Source organism: Wenzhouxiangella sp. XN201, assembly GCF_011008905.1.
Classification (GTDB): Bacteria; Pseudomonadota; Gammaproteobacteria; order Xanthomonadales; family Wenzhouxiangellaceae; genus Wenzhouxiangella.
This window is the reverse complement of record NZ_JAAIVI010000017.1, coordinates 1,749,963-1,767,898: the sequence shown is the minus strand read 5'-3', so window position 1 is coordinate 1,767,898 and position 17,936 is coordinate 1,749,963. Positions and strand designations below refer to the sequence as shown.

Sequence of the window (17,936 nt, the reverse complement as noted above, 5' to 3'; positions counted from 1 at the left end):
TCTCAGCGTTCAGGCGCAAAGTAGAGCAGCAGCCAGTCGGAGTCGGGACGGAAAGGGTGCTCGCTCGAATAGAGCCTGAACTTGCCGTCCGGCGAAACGCTGCCGATCAGCAGCCAGTCTTCGCCCGGCTCGCCCAGCTTTTCCTCGAGCTGCTCCATGGTGAATTTTTCGCGCAAGCGCGTGGTCTGGAAGACCCAGCCCTCGTTCATTCGGTCGTGGAGCGAGTAAGCATCGATGGGCGGTTCAAAGGCGAAGTAGCCTCGTTGCTGCAGTGTCAGGCGTCGCTGTTCGTCGCTCGACTCCTTGGGCGGTGCGAGCTGGAAAGTCCGGTGGTGGCCGAATTCGCCGCCCATCGCCTTGCAGACCAGGGCGTTGTAGTAATCGTTATCGGTCGCACAGAGCAGGTAGCTCAGGTCCTCGTCCTCCAGCTCGTGCTCGGCGTGCTCGGATAGGACTTCGCCGTAGTAGGTCCGCGTGCCGTCCATGCGGATGGGCTTGAGGCGGTACCAGGAGCCGTCGGCGATCAGCACGTCGATCTTGTGATCCCTGAGTTCGTTGGCCAAGGCCCGGGTCCAGTCGTTGGCACCCACGATCAGCAGGCCGTTCTCCTCTTCTGCGGCCAGGCCGAGCTTGCGGGCCAGCGGGCCGAGCGTGATGCCGTGCACGATGACGGTCACCAGGATGACGAGGAACACCAGCGGCATCAGGATTTGCGCTTCCTCATACCCGGCGGCAACCAAGCCAGGGCCGAAGATACTGGCCGTGGCCGCGGCCACGATTCCGCGCGGCGCAATCCAGGCCATCAAGGCCTTGTCCTGCCAGCGCATGGGCGCGCCAATGGTTGCCAGGAGAATCGTCAGCGGACGCACGACCACGAGTATCGTCAGCACGAACAGCATCGAGGACAGACCGATCAACTGCAGGTGCGAGACGTCGAGCTGGGTAGGAATGACGATGAACAGTACCGACAGAAGTACGACCGTCAGGTTCTCCTTGAAGTGGCGCAGGGGCTCTCGCTCGACCAGCTGCATATTTCCGATCACTACCCCCATGACCGTCACGGTGAGCAGGCCGGCTTCATGCTGAACCAGGTTGCTGGCCCAGTACGCGGCGAGAACCAGCACCATCAACATGGGGGGTTTGAGGTGGGCGGGAACGGCGCCGCGCCGATAAAGCCAGCCGGTCAGCCACCCGCCCAGGCCGCCGAGAAGAGCTGCAATCAAGATCGCCTTGCCCAGGCCCAGAAAGACATCCGACCAGTCTTCGCCATGCAAGGTGAAGTACTGGAATGCCAGTACGGCCAGCAGCACGCCCACGGGGTCGATGACGATACCTTCCCACTTGAGCAGGGAGGCGGAGTCCTTGTTGAGGCGGGCCTGACGCAGGAGGGGCAGAATCACCGTGGGACCGGTCACAACCAGAATGGCGCCGAGCACGATGGCCACTGGCCAGGTCAGGCCCGCCACGTAGTGACCAGCCAGTGCGCCTAGCAGCCAGGCCAGTAGCGGGCCGAGGGTGGTCAGTCGCGTGATGCCGTGGCCAACGCGTCGAAACTCGCCCAGCTTGAGATCCATCCCGCCCTCGAACAGGATGATCGCCACGCCCAGGCCGATCAGTTCAGTCAGTTCCTCGGGTGCGATGGCGATGTCGACCACGCCCGAGACGGGGCCGAGCACCAGGCCACTGGCGATCAGGATCACGATCGCTGGCAGGCGAATCTGCCAGGCAATCCACTGGCTGGCCAGCCCGGCGGCCAGGATGATCAACAGGAGTGTGGCGATGTGCATGGCCCGAGTTTAGCAGTCCATCGGGCGAAAGCCGGACACAAAAAAGCCGGCCCTGCGGCCGGCTCTTTCGTCGGGGATCTGGTGGAGGCGGCGGGAGTCGAACCCGCGTCCGCGAACCATCTGATCCTGGTTCTACATGCTTAGCCCGCTCGATTTTTTCTCATCGTTACGCCGCCCGAGGGGCAGGGCATACGCAACGACCAGTCTCTGTTTGATTTAACGCCATGCCCAGAGACGCGACATGACGCGATCCTGCTAAATGATCTCCGGTCGGAAGCGCAGGCTCAACCGGCGGAGAGCAGGCTGGTTTTTAGGCAGCCAGTGCGTAGTTGTCGTCGTTGGCAACTAACTTTTGTTCAACTTGTTTTACGAGGTGAGTTGAGACCTCGGCATGCCCCAGGGTACGTCCAATCCGCGTCGAAGCCAGAACGCCCCCGAAGTCGTACAGTCAGACTACCAGTCTTTGCCAGAGTTCCGCAACGCGTATGGACTCAAATGCCCGGAGCGGGGTGGGGCAGCGGATTGCCGTCGGCGTCGATCAGGCCGGCGACGCGGTTGCGGCCGGACTCCTTGGCGCGGTAGAGCGCGCGGTCGGCGGACTCGAGCCATTCGCGCAGGCCCAGATCGCGGTCGCGGGCCGCGGCGAAACCGATGCTGACGGTCAGGCGATCGCCGTGCAGGTGGGGCAGGTCAAGCCCGGCGACTTCCGCGCGAATGGACTCGGCCAGGGCCGATGCCCCTTCGGCGTCGCCTTCCATTGCAATGGCCAGTTCGTCGCCGCCGAAGCGGCCGGCCACATCCCGGCGCCCGATCTGCCGGAGAATGACGCCGGCGACGCCGCGCAGCGCATCGTCGCCGGCAATATGGCCGTGCTCGTCGTTGATGGCCTTGAAGTGGTCGAGGTCGATCAGCAGCAGACTGACCGAATCGCCGCCGCCGTGGCGTGCCTGGAGCATCAGTTCGGCCCGCGCCTGCCAGTGCCCGCGGCTGGCCAGGCCGGTCAGCATGTCGATACGGCTCAACTCGTCGAGCTGGCGGTTCTGACGCTGGACCTTCCGTACCAGGCGATAGCCGGTCAGACTGACCGCAATGGTATGGATGAGTAGCAACGGCATGCAGGCCAGGATCACGGACATGCTTGAGTCGGGCTGAAACCGGAAGCCGGTCACCAGCGCACCGCCGAGCAGGCCCGCGAACAGGCCCGGCAATGACCAGAGCCACAGGCCACGAATTCCGGTGCTGATCTTGTCGACCGTTGCCAGGGTAATCAACAGCACGCTGGGCAGCAGGTTGAAGTGCATCAGCGGCGCCCACAACCCGGCCACTGCGGAGTCGATCATCAGGTTGCGCAGCTCGGCGCGGTAGGGGTCGCGGCTGGAGCGGGCCAGCAGCAGGGCAAGTTGCGGCCAGATCAGTGCGCTGAAGGCCAGCAGTGCCCAGCTCGGCCAGCCGGCACCGTTTTCGATCAGCACGGCACCGATCGGCGGCGCGGCCAGGCCCATGCCCAGCATGCGCAGGCGATAGACGCGCCGTGGCATCAGACCGAGGTCACTCAAAAGGGCGGCCTTGCGGTCGCCTGCGGCATCGTTCGTTTTCCCCTTGTTCATTCCGCGTTTCCGGTTGATTCCTCGAAAGGCACTTGTCGCCGTGTCAATGGCTCTTGAGGATGCGGCCCTTCTGCCGCTCCCAGTCCTTTTCCTTCGCGGCCCGCCGCTTGTCATGCTGTTTCTTGCCGTGGGCCACTGCGATCTCGACCTTGACCTTGCCCTGCTTCCAGTACATGGCCGTCGGCACGATAGTCTGGCCCTTGCGCTCCACCAGGCCGATCAGCCGGTCGATTTCCCGTCGGTGCAGCAGCAAGCGGCGCGTGCGCGTCGGGTCGGGGGTGAAATGTGTCGATACCGAGGGCAGTGGCGTGATCAGACAGCCGAACAGGAAGGCCTCGCCGTTCTTGAGCAGCACATAACTGTCGCCGAACTGGATCTTGCCTTCGCGCAGTGCCTTGACCTCCCAGCCTTGCAGGGCAATACCCGCCTCCAGCCGCTCCTCGAGGTGGTACTCGAAGCGAGCGCGCTTGTTGAGGGCAATGGTCGAAGAAGGCTGCTTTTTGGCCACGGTGTACTTTCTTGTTGGTGTTCAGGCGAACGCAGAATGATAACTTGGATGCACTGGCACCATTCGGCAACCCCATCGAGCCGTTAAACTTCACACTTCACACTTCACACTCGTTCAATGCCCGAAATCCACCGCTCAGCCCTAGTGCCCTACACGCCGGATCAGATGTACGGCCTGGTGAGGGATGTCGAAAGCTACCCCAGCTTTCTCGGCTGGGTGCGGTCGGCCGAAGTACACGAGGAGGATCAGCAGCATCAGCTGGCAACGCTTGAAGTAGCGCTTGGCGGCCTGGTGCGGCGATTTACCACCCGCAATACTCTGGTGCCGGGTGAGCGCTTGATCATGCAGCTCGAACGCGGTCCATTCGAGGAACTGGGTGGTGAATGGTCATTCCGGCCGGTGGGTGAGGGCTGCCGGGTCGGACTGGACCTGCGCTTCAGCGCGGCCGGCTCGATCCTGCTCAGGCCGTTTCAGCGCAACTTCTCGCGTATGGCCGATCGCATGGTGGACGATTTCACGCGCCGCGCGGAGCGGGTTCATGGGCGCTAGGAATATTCATATCGAAGTTGCCGCCGCACTCCCCGATCGCCAGCTCCTGCTGTCGATGACCGTGCCGGCCGGAACGACGCTGGCCGAAGCCGTCGCCCGGGCCGATCTGCCGTCACGTCTGCCGGGTCTGGAAGTCGATGAGTCGCGGCTGGGTATTTTCGGCCGCAAATGCCGGCCGGAAACCGTACTCTCCGACGGAGATCGTGCCGAGGTCTACCGGCCGCTGACGGCCGATCCCAAGACGATCCGGCGTGAACTGGCCGAGCTTGCCCGCAGGGAGCAGAAGGCCGCCAAATGAAGGCCGTGGTTCAGGTTCCCGGACCGCCTTGATCATCCTCGCTGCGCAGGCTTTCGAGATCCTGGATCGGGGTTTCCTCGGCGTCCTGCAATTCGTCGAGGGCCTCGCTGGCGATGCTTTCCTCTTCGAGGTAGTTGCCCGACATCGAGGCGAGGGCGCCTTCTTCGAACTCCAGGGTCAGCAAACGCTTGGTGGGTTCGCCGCCGCGTGCCGAGTAAGTATTCATGTAGTCCCAGCGATCCTGGTGGAAGGGGCTGCTGACCGAAGGAGAACCCAGCAGTGACCGTACCTGGCGCTTGGTCATCCCGAGCTCGAGTGCCTCGACATCTTCGTTGTCGAGTACGTTGCCCTGCTGGATGTTCTGCTTGTAGACAATGCTCCCGCAGGCGGTCACCAGTAGCGAGCCGGCCAGCGCAAGAGCGCGAAGGACGATGAGTGTTTTCGAGGCTTCAGACATGGTTGGCAATGATACAGTATGATTCGATCGTCACGGGTTCAATCGCACAGGTTCAACATGGCTGGAGAAAGCAGCGAGCTGAAAAGGGCCGGCCTGAAGGTCACGCATCCGCGGCGACAGATCCTGCGCCTGCTCGAAACCACCGACCAGAAGCACATGACGGCCGATGACATCTATCGTGCCCTGGTCGACCGTGGCGAGGAAATCGGCCTGGCCACCGTCTACCGGGTGCTGTCCCAGTTCGAAGCAGCCCACCTGGTGCGCAAGCACCTGTTCGACGACGGCACCGGGCGCTCGCAGCAGGCCTGCTACGAGTTGGACGAGGGCGATCACCACGACCACATGGTCTGCCTGGAAACGGGCGAAGTGGTCGAGTTTTTCGACGAGGCCATCGAAAAGCGACAGGAAGAAATCGCCGGCGAACACGGTTTTGAAATCATCGACCACTCGATGGTGCTCTACGTCAGACCGAAGAAGGACTGACGCTTTTCTCCAGCATTTCAGCCGCATGCGCCAGCGATTTCTCCGACTCGGCGCTGCCGAGCATGCGTGCGATCTCGCGCCGACGTTCGTCGCCTCCAAGCGCCTGGATCTGCATGGCCGTGGTCTGGCCGGAGCTGTGTTTGGCCACGCTGAACTGGTGGTCGGCGCAGGCCGCGACCTGGGCCAGGTGAGTGACGCACATGGCCTGGCCGTCTCCGGCGACCTCGCGCAGGAAACGGCCGACTGCGTGCGCCGTTTCTCCGCCGACACCGGCGTCCACCTCGTCGAAAATGCGGGTTCGCGGCGTCCGGCCGTGTTCGGCGGCCAGCATCAGGGCCAGCGCCACGCGCGAGAGTTCACCGCCTGAGGCGATTTTCGAGAGCGGCTGCAGGGCTTGTCCGGGGTTGGCGCTGAAGGTGATGGTGACCCGATCGATGCCCTCGGGCGATGGTCGGGCATCGTTGTCGGTGTCGACTTCAAAGGCCAGCCCGGCGGTCGCCATGCCCAGCGCCTCAAGCCGTCGGGCCACGGCCTCAGCGAGTGACTTCGCCGCTTTCTGCCGGGCCTTGCTGAGGGCTTTCGCCGCCTCAAGCCAGGCGGTTTCGGCCCGACCGAGCTCCGCTTCGAGCTCCGCCCGTCGCTGCCCCTGATTCTCGAGCTGCTCCAGCCGCTGCGACAGGGTGTCGGTCAGCGTCGGCAGTTCGGCCGGTCGGATTCGGTGCTTGCGTGCCAGGTCGAGCGCGGTCTCGAGTCGTCGATTGACCTGGTCGAGCCGTTCCGGGTCGCCGGATTCTCCGCTGGCCAGCCGTTCGATACTGGCCAGAGCCTCGTCGATGTTGATACCGGCCTCCTCGAGCATGCCGGCCGTTTCCTCCAGGTCCGGCTGCAATTCACGCACCGGCTCGAGGGCCGCCAGGGCCTGCCGGATCAGGCCGCGCGCGGCCGTTTCGAGTTCACTGTCGAGCGCGTTGCCCGCGCTTGCCAGGGCCAGGCGGATATCGTCGGCGCGAGCCAGGCGTTCCTGTTCGGTTTCGAGCTGCTCGTACTCCCCATTGCCCAAATCCAGTTCGACGAGTTCGCGCACCTGGAATTGCAGCAATTCGAGCTGCTGCGGGTCGCCGGCATTCCGCTCGAACTCATCCATCGCCGCGCGCGCATCCTGCCAGCGCCTGAACGTCTCGCGGACTGTATCGAGCTTGTCGGCGGCGACGCGCGCGTCGAGCAGACGGCGCTGAGTGGCCGCGCGTCCCAGGCGTTGATGCTCATGCTGGCCGTGAATTTCGACCAGGTGCTCACCCAGTTCGGCCAGTTGTCCGACAGTGGCCGAGCGGCCGTTGATCCAGGCTCTCGAGCCGCTGGGGGCGGTCAGCACGCGCCGGATGATCAGCTCCTCGCCCTCGTCCAGAGCCTGCTCGGCCAGCCAGCGCCGGGCACCGTCGTTGTGCGTGAGGGAAAAAACAGCCTCGAGTTCGGCCTGCCTGGCATCGCCGGCAATCAGGCCGGATTCGGCCCGGTCGCCCAGTAGCAGGCCGAGCGCGTCGACCAGGATTGACTTGCCGGCACCGGTCTCCCCGGTGATGGCGGTAAAGCCCGGCTCGATGTCGATCTCGACCTCGCTGATGATGGCGAAATCGCGAATGGCAAGGTGGCGAAGCATGCGAGTTCCGGTCGGACCAGAAGGGCAACAAACTAGCATCAAGCGGGACCCGCGGCAATGCCGGTTGTATTGGCGCCCACCCAACCCCATTGTTGCGCGCAGGATCAAGGTAATTTTGCAGGCACAACGGAGTCACCATGGCGGAACGACACGAACCGGAGCAGACCGAGGCCGAGGAACAGCAACAAGCCCGGGCCGAGGAAGCAGAGGCGACTGAAACGGCCGAGACGACGGCGGAACAGCCGGAATCGGCGGAGCTGGCGGCCGAGGTCAATAAACTGCGCGATGCGCTTTTGCGCACGCGCGCCGATATGGACAACATGCAAAAGCGCGCCGAGCGCGACATGGATCGGGCGCGGCGCTACCAGCATGAAGCGCTGATGCGCGATCTGCTGCCGGTCATCGACGGGCTCGAGCAAGGCCTGGAGAACGCGAGTGAGGAAGACGCGGCGAGCGAGGGCCTGCAATTGACGCACAAGCTGCTTCTCAAGGCCCTGTCCGATCATGGCCTGGAAGTGCTCGATCCGGTCGGCGAGCGCTTCGATCCGCAGTGGCACGAGGCGATGAGCATGCAGCCCAGTGAAGACGCCGAGCCCGACACGGTGCTGATGGTGCTGCAGAAGGGCTACCGGCTCGATGACCGGCTGCTGCGCGCCGCCCGGGTAATTGTTACGGCGGCGCCCGAGAGTGGCAAAGACGATTGAAATGAGGGCTGCCGGGCCCCACTAATCGGGCTAGCAGCGAGTTAATTGTGACAAGCATCGTGACAATCGAATTTCGCACACGAATTTCAAACGAATCGAACGGGAACAGACAACCATGAGCAAGATTATCGGCATTGACCTGGGAACGACCAATTCCTGCGTCGCCATCATGGAAGGCGGCAAGACGCGGGTGATCGAGAACGCCGAGGGCGATCGCACCACGCCGTCGGTGGTCGCTTTCAGCAAGGACAAGGACGACGAAGTGCTGGTCGGTCAGCCGGCCAAGCGCCAGGCCGTCACCAACCCCGACCGCACCCTGTATGCGGTCAAGCGCCTGATTGGCCGCAAGTTCAAGGAAGACGTGGTCCAGAAGGACATCAAGCTGGTGCCCTACAAGATCATCGAGGCCGACAATGGCGATGCCTGGGTCCAGGTGGGCGACAAGAAAATGGCGCCGCCGGAGATTTCGGCGCGCGTGCTGATGAAGATGAAGAAGACGGCCGAAGATTACCTGGGCGAGGAAGTCACCCAGGCGGTGATCACCGTGCCGGCCTACTTCAACGATTCGCAGCGCCAGGCGACCAAGGACGCCGGCAAGATCGCCGGGCTCGAAGTCAAGCGCATCATCAACGAACCGACCGCCGCGTCGCTGGCCTATGGTCTGGACAAGGAAGGCGGTGATCGCAAGGTTGCGGTCTACGACCTCGGCGGCGGCACCTTCGACATCTCGATCATCGAGATCGCCGACGTCGACGGTGAAAAGCAATTCGAGGTGCTGGCGACCAATGGCGATACGTTCCTGGGCGGTGAAGACTTCGACCTGCGCCTGATCGACTACCTCGCCGGCGAATTCAAGAAGGAGCAGGGTTTCGACCTGCACAACGATCCGCTCGCCCTGCAGCGCCTGCGCGAGGGTGCCGAGCGCGCCAAGATCGAGTTGTCCTCGGCGCAGCAGACCGAGATCAACCTGCCCTACATCACGGCCGACCAGTCGGGCCCGAAACACCTCAACATCAAGGTCACGCGCTCCAAGCTCGAGTCACTGGTCGAGGACCTGGTCAAGCGCTCGATCGAGCCCTGCCGCACGGCGCTCAACGATGCCGGCTTGAAGGTCGACGAAATCGACGAGGTCATCTTGGTCGGCGGCCAGACGCGTATGCCGGCAGTACAGAAGGCCGTCATCGACTTCTTCGGCAAGGAGCCGCGCAAGGACGTCAATCCTGACGAGGCCGTGGCCGTGGGTGCCGCTATCCAGGGTGGCGTACTGGCCGGCGACGTCAAGGACGTGTTGTTGCTCGACGTCACCCCGCTGTCGCTGGGCATCGAAACCCTCGGCGGCGTGTTCACCAAGCTGATCGAGAAGAACACCACCATCCCGACGCGCGCCGCGCAGGTTTTCTCGACCGCCGAGGACAACCAGTCGGCCGTGACCGTACACGTGCTTCAGGGCGAGCGCGAACAGGCCTCGGCCAACAAGTCGCTGGCCCGCTTCGACCTGACCGGCATTCCGGCCGCACCACGCGGCGTGCCGCAGATCGAGGTCACCTTCGACATCGATGCCAACGGCATTCTGCACGTCTCGGCCAAGGACAAGGCCACCGGGCGTGAGCAGAAGGTCGAGGTCAAGGCCGGTTCGGGTCTGTCCGAGGAAGAAATCGAAAAGATGGTCCAGGACGCCGAAGCCCATCGCGAGGAAGACAAGAAGTTCCATGAGCTGGTTGCCGCGCGCAACAACGCCGATGCGGTGGCACATGCCACACGGACCAGCCTGAAAGAGAATGGCGAGAACCTCGACGAGGGAACGAAGAAGCAGATCGAGGACGCGCTGGCCAAGGTCGACGAAGCGATGAAGGGCGACGACAAGGACGCCATCGAATCGGCCGTCAACGAACTGCAGCAGGCCGGTGCCGAACTCTACAAGGCCGCAGCCGAAAAGGCCCAGGCCGAAGAGGGTGGTGCGGAGTCTGCCAGTGAACCCGGCGGCGAGTCGACTTCCGGCGAAGAGGAAGTCGTCGACGCCGAGTTCACCGAAGTGGACGACGACGACAAGAAGTGACTTTCGCGATTTTCGAATCGCGAAAGTCATCCCGGACAGCGCACAGCGCTGATCCGGGATCTCCGTCGGAAGGCAGAATGCTCATCGGAGCCGGGCAGCGCACAGCGCTGATCCGGAATTTCGCACTGCTGCAGAAGCCGTGATTCGACAATCCAGTGCCATCTGACAAATGCGAGGTTCCGGACATCGGCTGACGCCGATTCCGGGACGACCAGACGACGAACCAACGATATGACGATCCGGTATGCCCGCTGACTACTACGAACTTCTCGGCGTTTCACCCGACGCCTCGACCGACGAGATCCGCAAGGCGTACCGGCGCAAGGCGCGCAAGTACCATCCGGACCGCAACCCGGACGATCCCGACGCCGAGAACAAGTTCAAGGAAGTACGCGAGGCGCACGATGTGCTCAAGGACGAGCAAAAGCGTGCCGCCTACGACCGCTTCGGCCATGCGGGTGTCAATGGCATGGGCGGCGGCGCCGGAGCGCAGGGCGGCTTCGGTGATATCAACGACATCTTTGGTGACATTTTCGGTGATATCTTCGGCGGTGGCCGACGCCGCCAGAGCCAATCACGGCGTGGCCAGGACCTGCGCTACACCCTGGAGCTCGACCTGGAAGAGGCCGTCGCCGGGATCGAAAAGGAAGTCAGCCTGCCGACCCTGGGCGAGTGCCAGACCTGCGATGGCTCCGGTTCGCGCAGTGGTCGCCTGGACGTCTGTTCCACCTGCGGCGGCCAGGGCCAGGTCCGTATGCAGCAGGGCTTCTTTTCAGTCCAGCAGACCTGCCCCGCCTGTCGCGGCAGCGGTCGCACCATCAAGGATCCCTGCGATGACTGCAATGGTTCCGGCCAGGTGCGCGAGACCCGCACCCTGCAGATCAAGATCCCGGCCGGCGTCGATACCGGCGACCGCATTCGCCTGAGCGGCGAGGGCGCAGCCGGCGCGCAGGGCGGCATGGCCGGTGATCTTTATGTGGATGTCCAGGTCCGTCCCCACCCCCTGTTCCAGCGCGACGGCGACGATCTGTTCTTCGAGGTGCCGATCAGCATCACCACCGCGGCGCTGGGTGGCCAGCTCAAGGTGCCCACGCTCGACGGTTCGGTCATTCTCAAGATTCCGCCCGAAACGCAGTCCGGCAAGGTCTTCCGTTTACGCGGCAAGGGGGTGCAGTCGGTTCGCTCGCGCTCGTCCGGCGATCTGCTGTGCCGGGTCGAGGTCGAGACCCCGGTCAATCTCTCGCGCGACCAGAAAGAATTGCTCAAGCAACTGCAGGAGTCACTCGACGACCAGCCGGAACAGAGCCCCCAGTCGAGCGGCTGGACCGACCGGGTCAAGAGTTTCTTCGACCGAATGGGCTTCTGAACTTAAATGTTCGCTTGTTGGCTGGTTGGCTTGTTATCTGGTTGAAGCGCTCGACTTTGTCATCCCGGTCATCGCTCAGGCGATGACCCGGGATCTAGCACGTCTCGGGAAAGCACAGGCTTGATCGGGCGTAGAGGAAACCAAGAGCCCCTAAATTTCCAGCTTTGACGGGCCATAGCTTTCTGCGCCGACTCGGATGCGGTAATCTTGCTGCATGAGCCTGCAAATTCTTTTAAGCGGTGCCACCGGTGCGGTCGGCCGGGCGATTCTCGACGCCATCGAAGCCGATGAACATCTCGCCGTGGCCGGCGAGGCGACGCAAGGCCGTTTCTTCGAGCCGGATGTCGATGCCGACGTCATTGTCGATTTCTCCCATCCCGAACTGCTCGAGAAGGTGTTGCGCTTTGCCGTGCGACGGCGTATCCCGCTGGTGACCGGCACCACGGGGCTGGAGAAGGACCTGCAGATCTCGTTGGAGGAAGCGGCGACGGTTATCCCCGTCTGCCAGGCCGCCAATTTCAGCGTGGGCGTGAACCTTCTGGTCCGGCTTGCACGCCAGGCCGCCGGGGTGCTCGGCGAGGATTTCGACATCGAGATACTCGAGGCCCATCACCGCCGCAAGCTCGACGCCCCCTCGGGGACCGCGATCTGGTTGGGCGAGGCAGTGGCCGAGGCACGTGGACTCGATCTCGCGCAGGCCGCGGTCCATGATCGCAGCCAGGAGCGACATCGGCGGGAACGTTCGGAAATCGGTTTTCAGGCCATTCGTGGCGGTGACGTGGCGGGTGAGCACACCGTCTATTTCCTGGCCGACGGCGAACGCCTGGAACTGGTCCATCGCTCGACCGACCGCCGCGTCTTTGCCCGCGGCGCCCTGATGGCGGCCCGTCGGATCATCGATTGCCCGGCCGGCATGCTGGACTTCTCAAGCCTGGCACTCGACGCGCGTTGAGTCCGCCCAAAAAGGTTTGACACCCCCAGGGTCCTTGGCTAAAATGCCCGGCTTGTCGTGGGGCCATAGCTCAGCTGGGAGAGCGCTACAATGGCATTGTAGAGGTCGGCGGTTCGATCCCGCCTGGCTCCACCAAATTAGGTTTCTGAAAGCATCTCGGAAAGACGTTTTCAGTCCCCATCGTCTAGAGGCCTAGGACACTGCCCTTTCACGGCAGCGACCGGGGTTCGAATCCCCGTGGGGACGCCACCATAGAAAAAGCCCGCCTTCGCGCGGGCTTTTTTTATGGTGGCGTCCCCACAATGGGATCGAACCCAGCAACCCGAAGCGACAAACACTAGCATTCCTCGTACCTTTCCGAAGTCGTGAAGTCTTCGGCCGCCCGTGTATGGGTTCGAACCGAGGGCCGCAAAGCGGCCCGAGCTCGCTGAAACGCGAAGCGTTTCAGCCATCCCCGTGACGGTCGCATGCCGCTCAACGCGGCAGGCGACCGTGGCCAGGATGAACCCCCAATGGAACGTAGCCTCAGCTCCCTCCGATCAGCTTCTCTAAGCTTACCCTGCGGCCTCCAACCGATAACGACACCACGACCCGAGCTCGCTGACGCGAAGCGTCAGCCATCCCCGTGACGGTCGAATGCCGCTCAATGCGGCAGGCGGCCGTGGCCTTCACTCCAACGCCGAATCAATCTCCCCCACCGGCGTCAACAACGAAACCCCCACATGCAACACCAGCGAAACCAACGCCCCGATGACAATCACCGGAAAGCCGCCAATCACCGGCAGTCCCGAAAACTCGACCCAGCCAAGCTCGCCAGCCACGCCGACGGCCGAACCGCCGATGATCGCGGCAATAGCCCCGGCGGCATTGCCGCGTCGCCAGTACAGACCGAGAACCACCGGGATGAATACGCCGGCGGCATAAAGCGTGTAGGACATCAGCAGCAAGCCGATGATCGCCTCGAAGGCCAGCGCCATCCAGAGCGCCAGCACGCCGATGATCACCGTGACCACGCGCGACATGGCGAGCAATCGCCTGCTGTCCATCTCGGCATCCGGATTGATGACCTTGACGTAAAGATCGTTGGTCACGTGCGATGTGCCGGCCATCAGCAGGGAGTCGGCGGTGGACATGATGGCCCCGATGATCGCCGCTATAACAATGGCCGCGGCAAAGTCAGGCAGCACTTCCGCGATCAGTTTCGGAATGGCCTGGGCGGCTTCGATCTCGACGCCGAAAAGCGCACGGGCGGCCATGCCGGTGATGACCGGAAAGACGGCAAACAGGATCAGCAGCAGTCCGGCCAGGATGGCCGCGCGCCGGGCGGTATTCTCGTCTCGGGCGGCAAACAGTCGCTGGTAGAAATCCTGGCCGATCAGCGTGTACATCATGGTCGGCACGATGGCGGCCAGCACCAGGCCCAAGCCGGCCCCGAGCGGGCTGAAATAGGCATCGGTGGAAACCGTCAGTTCCAGCTCCTCGATGCCGGCCCGAATGCCGTCGATACCGCCGGCTTCGCCCAGCGCCATGAAGGCCGCTACCGGCACGCCGATGAAGACGATGGCGAGTTGCACCGCATCGGTCAGGGTCACGCCCCACAGGCCCGACAGGGCGGTGTAGACGATGAACAGGCCGGTCGCGGCAATCGCCGCCCAGGTGGGATCCAGGCCCATGATCGAGAGTGCGCCTTGCGCTGCCCAGACCTGGGCGCCGATGATGCCGATAATGGCCACCAGCGAGAGCAGGGCCCCAAGGACGCGAACCAGATTGCTGTTGTAACGCAGCGCCAGAAAGTCGGGCACGGTAAACATCGCCAGGCGGCGCATCCTGCGCGCCGCGACCAGGCCCAGTACGACCAGCGACAGCCCGACGCCGGCGGCGTAGGCAATCCCCGTCAGGCCGTAGTCGAAACCCCATTCCCCCGAGCCCATCACGAAGCCACCGCCGAAATGCGTCGCGCATAGTGTGGCTGTGGCCAGCAGGAGCCCGAGCCGGCGTCCGGCCAGCAGGAAATCCGTGGTGTTGCCGATGAAGCGCGTGGCATACACGCCCACGGCGAAAATTACGATGAAGTAGACGATCAGGACGAGGATTTGAAGATCGGGCATACGCAGTTCCAGTAGTCTGGTCGGGTGGGCGCAATTCGACGTACTTGCCGAGTGATCGTCGATGCCCGGGTATCTGAATCAGGGTACACTTTAGCGGCAAGTCAAAAACAAGATGGGGAAACAAATTGATCGTTTCCGTCGGACGGCTTTGCCGGCCACCGTTCGCCTTTCCTGCCTGCCGTCTGCCATGCCTGTTCAAGCTGGTCGTCGTTCTGCTCCTGATCCCTTGCCTGACTATGTGGCAGGCCAATGCAATTGCCACGTCGCTTTCGAGTGCCAATGCGCCACGGCTGATGTCCGTCACCATCGACGATTTGCCGGTCGGGCCGCCCGGCCGGCATACGCTTGATCAGGAACAGCGGATCACTGAAGAACTGTTGTCGCTGCTGGTGGAGCGCGGCGTGCCGGCAATTGGTTTCGTCAACGAGAACAAGCTCGAGACTGACAGCGAGGTGGACGATGATCGCGTGGCCCTGCTGGAACGCTGGCTCGATGCGGGCATGGCTTTGGGTAACCACGGCTACTCGCACCTCAGTCTGCATCGGGTCGAAGTGGAAGCATGGATTGAGGATGTCCTGCGCGGCGAGCGCGTGAGCCGACCGCTGGTCGAGTCGCACGGCCGCGAATTCAAGTGGTTCCGCCATCCCTTCCTGCACGCCGGGGAGTCTGTTGAGGTCCAGGACAGAACCCGGGAGTTCCTGCATTCACATGGCTACCGGATCGCTCCGGTCAGCATAGACAATAGCGAGTGGATCTACGCCGATGTCTATGCCAACGCCTGGAACGCCGGAGACCAGGTGCTGATGCGGCGCGTGGGTAAAGATTATGTGAGATACATGCTGGAAGTGGTTAATTTCTATGAGAATCAATCACGCCAAATTGCTGGCGAACTGATTCCCCAAACGTTGCTGATCCATGCCAACGCGCTGAATGCAGATTGGCTGGGCGACCTGCTGGATGCGCTGTACGAACGGGGCTACCGCTGGGTGGACATCGAATCGGCGACCCAGCATCCAGCCTACTCGCGGGCTATCGATGGCTACACCGGGCCGGCCGGCATCACCTGGCTACATCGCTGGGCTATTACGGCCGACATGGATCGCAAGATCTTCCGGGGCGAGCCGACGCCGCCAGACTGGATTGAAGAATTGCGCTGAAAATGCTTCAGGGCGAGGTGATCAGCATCGCGCCGTCGGGGAGGCCGGCCTCCAGCGCGCGACAGTCGCCAGGTAGTGACATGCGCGACGTCGATGGCGTGGGATCCCAGCCCGGCATGCGACCGGGTTGCGGTTGGATCGGAACCCAGACACGGCAAGGCCCGGCTGTTTCCCACCAGGGGGTATTGTCCTCGGCCAATTGTGGCGCCGAAGGTGAAGTACTTGCACAAGCCGATACCAGCGCGGCGGCGGAGAAAACCAGAGCCATTTTCGTCGGGCTGAAGCGCATGCGGTTCGTCCTTGCCTGAACTGGGATCATGGTAGTCGCTCGCGACTGATCTTTCCAGATTGCGCGGATTAGAAGGGCTGCGGCTGGCCCGGAGAGTGAGCCAGCCGCAGGACGGGAATTACGTCGAGCGCTTGCGCTCGATCCAGTCGTCGACAACTTGCTCGAGCAGGGTTAGCGGCAGCGCGCCGTGGCCCAGGATCTGGTCGTGAAACTCCGGCAGGCTGAACGCATCCCCCAGTTCGCGCCGGGCGCGCTCGCGCAGCTCCACGATCTTCATCATGCCCACCTTGTAGGACAGTGCCTGCCCGGGCATGACCAGGTAGCGCTCGATCTCGGCTTCCACTTCGCCCTCGCCCATGCCGGTGTTGGCCAGCATGTAGTCGATGGCTTCTTCCCGCGACCAGCGCTTGTGGTGCATGCCGGTGTCGACGACGAGACGCACGGCCCGGAACATCTCGGCCTGCAGGCGCCCCAGGTTGTCGAGCGGATCGTCCTGGAAGCCGATCTCCCAGGCCAGTTGCTCGGTGTACAGCGCCCAGCCTTCGGAATAGGCGGTAAACGGCAACAGCCGCCGGAACATGGGGATGCCCTCGAGTTCCTGCGTGATGGCGATCTGGAAATGATGGCCGGGGATGCCCTCGTGGTAGGCGAGGGTGCGCATGCCGAATTTTGGGATCTCGCTGACGTCGCGCAAATTGGCGAAGAATACGCCCGGGCGCTCGCCGTCGAGCGAAGGCCGTTGGTAATAGGCGCCGGCCGATGTTTCCTCGGCGAATTCCGGCACGCGCTTGACCTGCACACCGGTTTCGGGCCGCAGGTTGAAGTATTCGTCCATGGCCGGATCGATTTCGTCGATGATCGCCTGGTAGTCGGCCAGGATCTGCTCGCGCCCTTCCTCGGTGTCGGGATAGAGCTGGTCCGGTCGCTTGGCAAGCTGCTGCACGCGTTCGCCGATCGTGCCTTCGGTGAGGCCTTCGGCACGCAGAATGGCGTCCATCTCGCGGCCGATGCGTTCGACTTCGCTCAGGCCGATTTCGTGGATCTCGTCGGCGCTCATGTCGGTGGTGGTGTGCTGCCGGATAGCCTGGCGATAGAACGCATCACCCTCGGGCAGGCGCCAGACACCACCGTTGCTGGTGGCCTTGGTTTCGAGATCGCGCAGGTAGGCCAGCAGTTCCTCGTAGGCCGGGTAGACCGATCGTTCGACGGCGTTCACGGCCTGCGCGTGCAATTCATCGCGGCGCTTGTCGTCGAGTTCCGACGAATCGATTTCGGCTAATTTGTCGTCCAGGCTGCTCACCAGCAGGTGTTCTTCTGGCGCGCTGTCGAGAAAGCCCTCGATCTGGTCGATGACCTTGGTCACGGCAAAGCGTGGCGGCAGGATGCCGCGTTCTTCCCGCACCCGAAGTCCCTCCAGCACGCCGTCGAACTTCTCGTCGAACTGATTCAGGCGTGCAATGTAGTGCTCAGCGCCCAGCTCGTCCTCGACCACGTGCTGCTGCACCATGAAGTCGGGCAGGTTGCTCTGTACGCCAAACATCTGGTTGACCGGGAAATTGTGAAAACGCCAGCGGTCGGCCTCGGCCAGCTGGTTCGACATGAAGAAATCGAATACATCGTAGGACAGCAGATCCTGCCCCTCGTAATCGCTGCGGTCGTAGCGCTTGAATACCTCGTGCTCTTCGCGCCAGTAAGCCAGCATGTCCTCACCGGCTTGCGGTGAGGCATCGCTCAGCTCGGCGTTGTGGCCGCGAATCCCGAACTGGTCGAGAATGCGCAGCGAGGTCAGCATCTCCGGCTGCTGCAGGCTGAACTTCAGGAAGGCACGCGAGTAGAACCAGTCGATCGACAGCGGCTTGAAGTACCAGAAGTTGACGAACAGCAGGCTGCCGGCGACGATCAGTGCGGCGAGACTGATGCCGCCCCATTTGAGAAACTTCTTGAACATGAAATTCGGT

General features: G+C 63.0%; 15 protein-coding genes, 2 tRNA genes and 1 other RNA gene. 10 read left to right on the top strand and 8 right to left on the bottom strand.

Annotated elements, in window-relative coordinates; all coding sequences use genetic code 11:
- Positions 1-2: 2 nt before the first annotated feature.
- The 4 genes from G4Y73_RS08330 to smpB form a co-directional block, all read right to left on the bottom strand.
- Positions 3-1,787, bottom strand: a complete 1,785-nt coding sequence (locus tag G4Y73_RS08330; RefSeq protein ID WP_164231080.1) for a sodium:proton antiporter — start codon at positions 1,785-1,787, stop codon at positions 3-5.
- Positions 1,788-1,866: 79 nt separating this feature from the next.
- Positions 1,867-2,223: a transfer-messenger RNA gene (ssrA, locus tag G4Y73_RS08325) on the bottom strand.
- 55 nt (positions 2,224-2,278) lie between these two features.
- Positions 2,279-3,394, bottom strand: coding sequence for a diguanylate cyclase (locus G4Y73_RS08320; RefSeq protein WP_205596520.1), 1,116 nt, complete (start codon positions 3,392-3,394; stop codon positions 2,279-2,281).
- Between the two features lie 43 nt (positions 3,395-3,437).
- Complete coding sequence (gene smpB / locus G4Y73_RS08315; RefSeq protein WP_164231079.1) at positions 3,438-3,902, bottom strand: SsrA-binding protein SmpB; 465 nt, start codon at positions 3,900-3,902, stop codon at positions 3,438-3,440.
- Between the two features lie 117 nt (positions 3,903-4,019).
- Between smpB and G4Y73_RS08310 the strand changes: the two genes are divergently transcribed.
- Both G4Y73_RS08310 and G4Y73_RS08305 read left to right on the top strand, forming a co-directional pair.
- Complete coding sequence (locus tag G4Y73_RS08310; protein WP_164231078.1) at positions 4,020-4,451, top strand: type II toxin-antitoxin system RatA family toxin; 432 nt, start codon at positions 4,020-4,022, stop codon at positions 4,449-4,451.
- Positions 4,441-4,749, top strand: coding sequence for an RnfH family protein (locus tag G4Y73_RS08305; RefSeq protein ID WP_164231077.1), 309 nt, complete (start codon positions 4,441-4,443; stop codon positions 4,747-4,749). Before G4Y73_RS08310 ends, G4Y73_RS08305 begins: the two co-directional genes overlap by 11 nt.
- Positions 4,750-4,759: 10 nt before the next feature.
- Here the strand turns inward: G4Y73_RS08305 and bamE are convergent, their stop codons facing one another.
- On the bottom strand, positions 4,760-5,206 hold the full coding sequence (bamE, locus tag G4Y73_RS08300) for an outer membrane protein assembly factor BamE (protein WP_164231076.1): 447 nt from the start codon (positions 5,204-5,206) through the stop codon (positions 4,760-4,762).
- Positions 5,207-5,263: 57 nt separating this feature from the next.
- Here bamE and fur point away from each other — a divergent pair, with 57 nt between their 5' ends.
- Positions 5,264-5,689 carry a ferric iron uptake transcriptional regulator gene (gene fur, locus G4Y73_RS08295; protein ID WP_164231075.1) on the top strand — a complete coding sequence of 142 codons (426 nt, stop codon included), beginning with the start codon at positions 5,264-5,266 and terminating at the stop codon, positions 5,687-5,689.
- Here the strand turns inward: fur and recN are convergent.
- Positions 5,670-7,346: a DNA repair protein RecN gene (gene recN, locus G4Y73_RS08290; RefSeq protein ID WP_164231074.1), complete on the bottom strand. Its 1,677-nt coding sequence runs from the start codon at positions 7,344-7,346 to the stop codon at positions 5,670-5,672. The two genes, fur and recN, sit on opposite strands and share 20 nt — an antisense overlap.
- Positions 7,347-7,483: 137 nt before the next feature.
- On the opposite strand from recN, the gene grpE reads away from it, so the two are divergent.
- The 6 genes from grpE (at position 7,484) to G4Y73_RS08260 (ending at position 12,673) form a co-directional block, all read left to right on the top strand.
- Positions 7,484-8,050 (top strand): nucleotide exchange factor GrpE, encoded by a 567-nt coding sequence (gene grpE, locus G4Y73_RS08285; RefSeq protein WP_164231073.1) that lies wholly within the window; start codon positions 7,484-7,486, stop codon positions 8,048-8,050.
- A gap of 115 nt (positions 8,051-8,165) precedes the next feature.
- Positions 8,166-10,106, top strand: coding sequence for a molecular chaperone DnaK (gene dnaK, locus G4Y73_RS08280; protein ID WP_164231072.1), 1,941 nt, complete (start codon positions 8,166-8,168; stop codon positions 10,104-10,106).
- Between the two features lie 244 nt (positions 10,107-10,350).
- The gene (gene dnaJ / locus G4Y73_RS08275; protein WP_164231071.1) at positions 10,351-11,472 is read left to right on the top strand and encodes a molecular chaperone DnaJ; all 1,122 of its coding nucleotides are present in this window, start codon (positions 10,351-10,353) and stop codon (positions 11,470-11,472) included.
- A gap of 214 nt (positions 11,473-11,686) precedes the next feature.
- Complete coding sequence (gene dapB, locus G4Y73_RS08270; RefSeq protein ID WP_164231070.1) at positions 11,687-12,424, top strand: 4-hydroxy-tetrahydrodipicolinate reductase; 738 nt, start codon at positions 11,687-11,689, stop codon at positions 12,422-12,424.
- A gap of 59 nt (positions 12,425-12,483) precedes the next feature.
- Positions 12,484-12,559, top strand: a tRNA-Ala gene (locus G4Y73_RS08265).
- A gap of 38 nt (positions 12,560-12,597) precedes the next feature.
- Positions 12,598-12,673: transfer RNA gene (locus tag G4Y73_RS08260), tRNA-Glu, on the top strand.
- Positions 12,674-13,092: 419 nt separating this feature from the next.
- Here the strand turns inward: G4Y73_RS08260 and G4Y73_RS08255 are convergent.
- Positions 13,093-14,532 (bottom strand): sodium:solute symporter family protein, encoded by a 1,440-nt coding sequence (locus G4Y73_RS08255; protein WP_164231069.1) that lies wholly within the window; start codon positions 14,530-14,532, stop codon positions 13,093-13,095.
- Positions 14,533-14,657: 125 nt separating this feature from the next.
- On the opposite strand from G4Y73_RS08255, the gene G4Y73_RS08250 reads away from it, so the two are divergent.
- Positions 14,658-15,689 (top strand): polysaccharide deacetylase family protein, encoded by a 1,032-nt coding sequence (locus G4Y73_RS08250; RefSeq protein ID WP_164231068.1) that lies wholly within the window; start codon positions 14,658-14,660, stop codon positions 15,687-15,689.
- Positions 15,690-16,096: 407 nt separating this feature from the next.
- Here the strand turns inward: G4Y73_RS08250 and G4Y73_RS08245 are convergent, their stop codons facing one another.
- A complete protein-coding gene (locus G4Y73_RS08245) occupies positions 16,097-17,926 on the bottom strand; it encodes a DUF885 domain-containing protein (RefSeq protein WP_164231067.1) in 1,830 nt (609 codons plus the stop codon).
- Positions 17,927-17,936 lie beyond the last annotated feature (10 nt).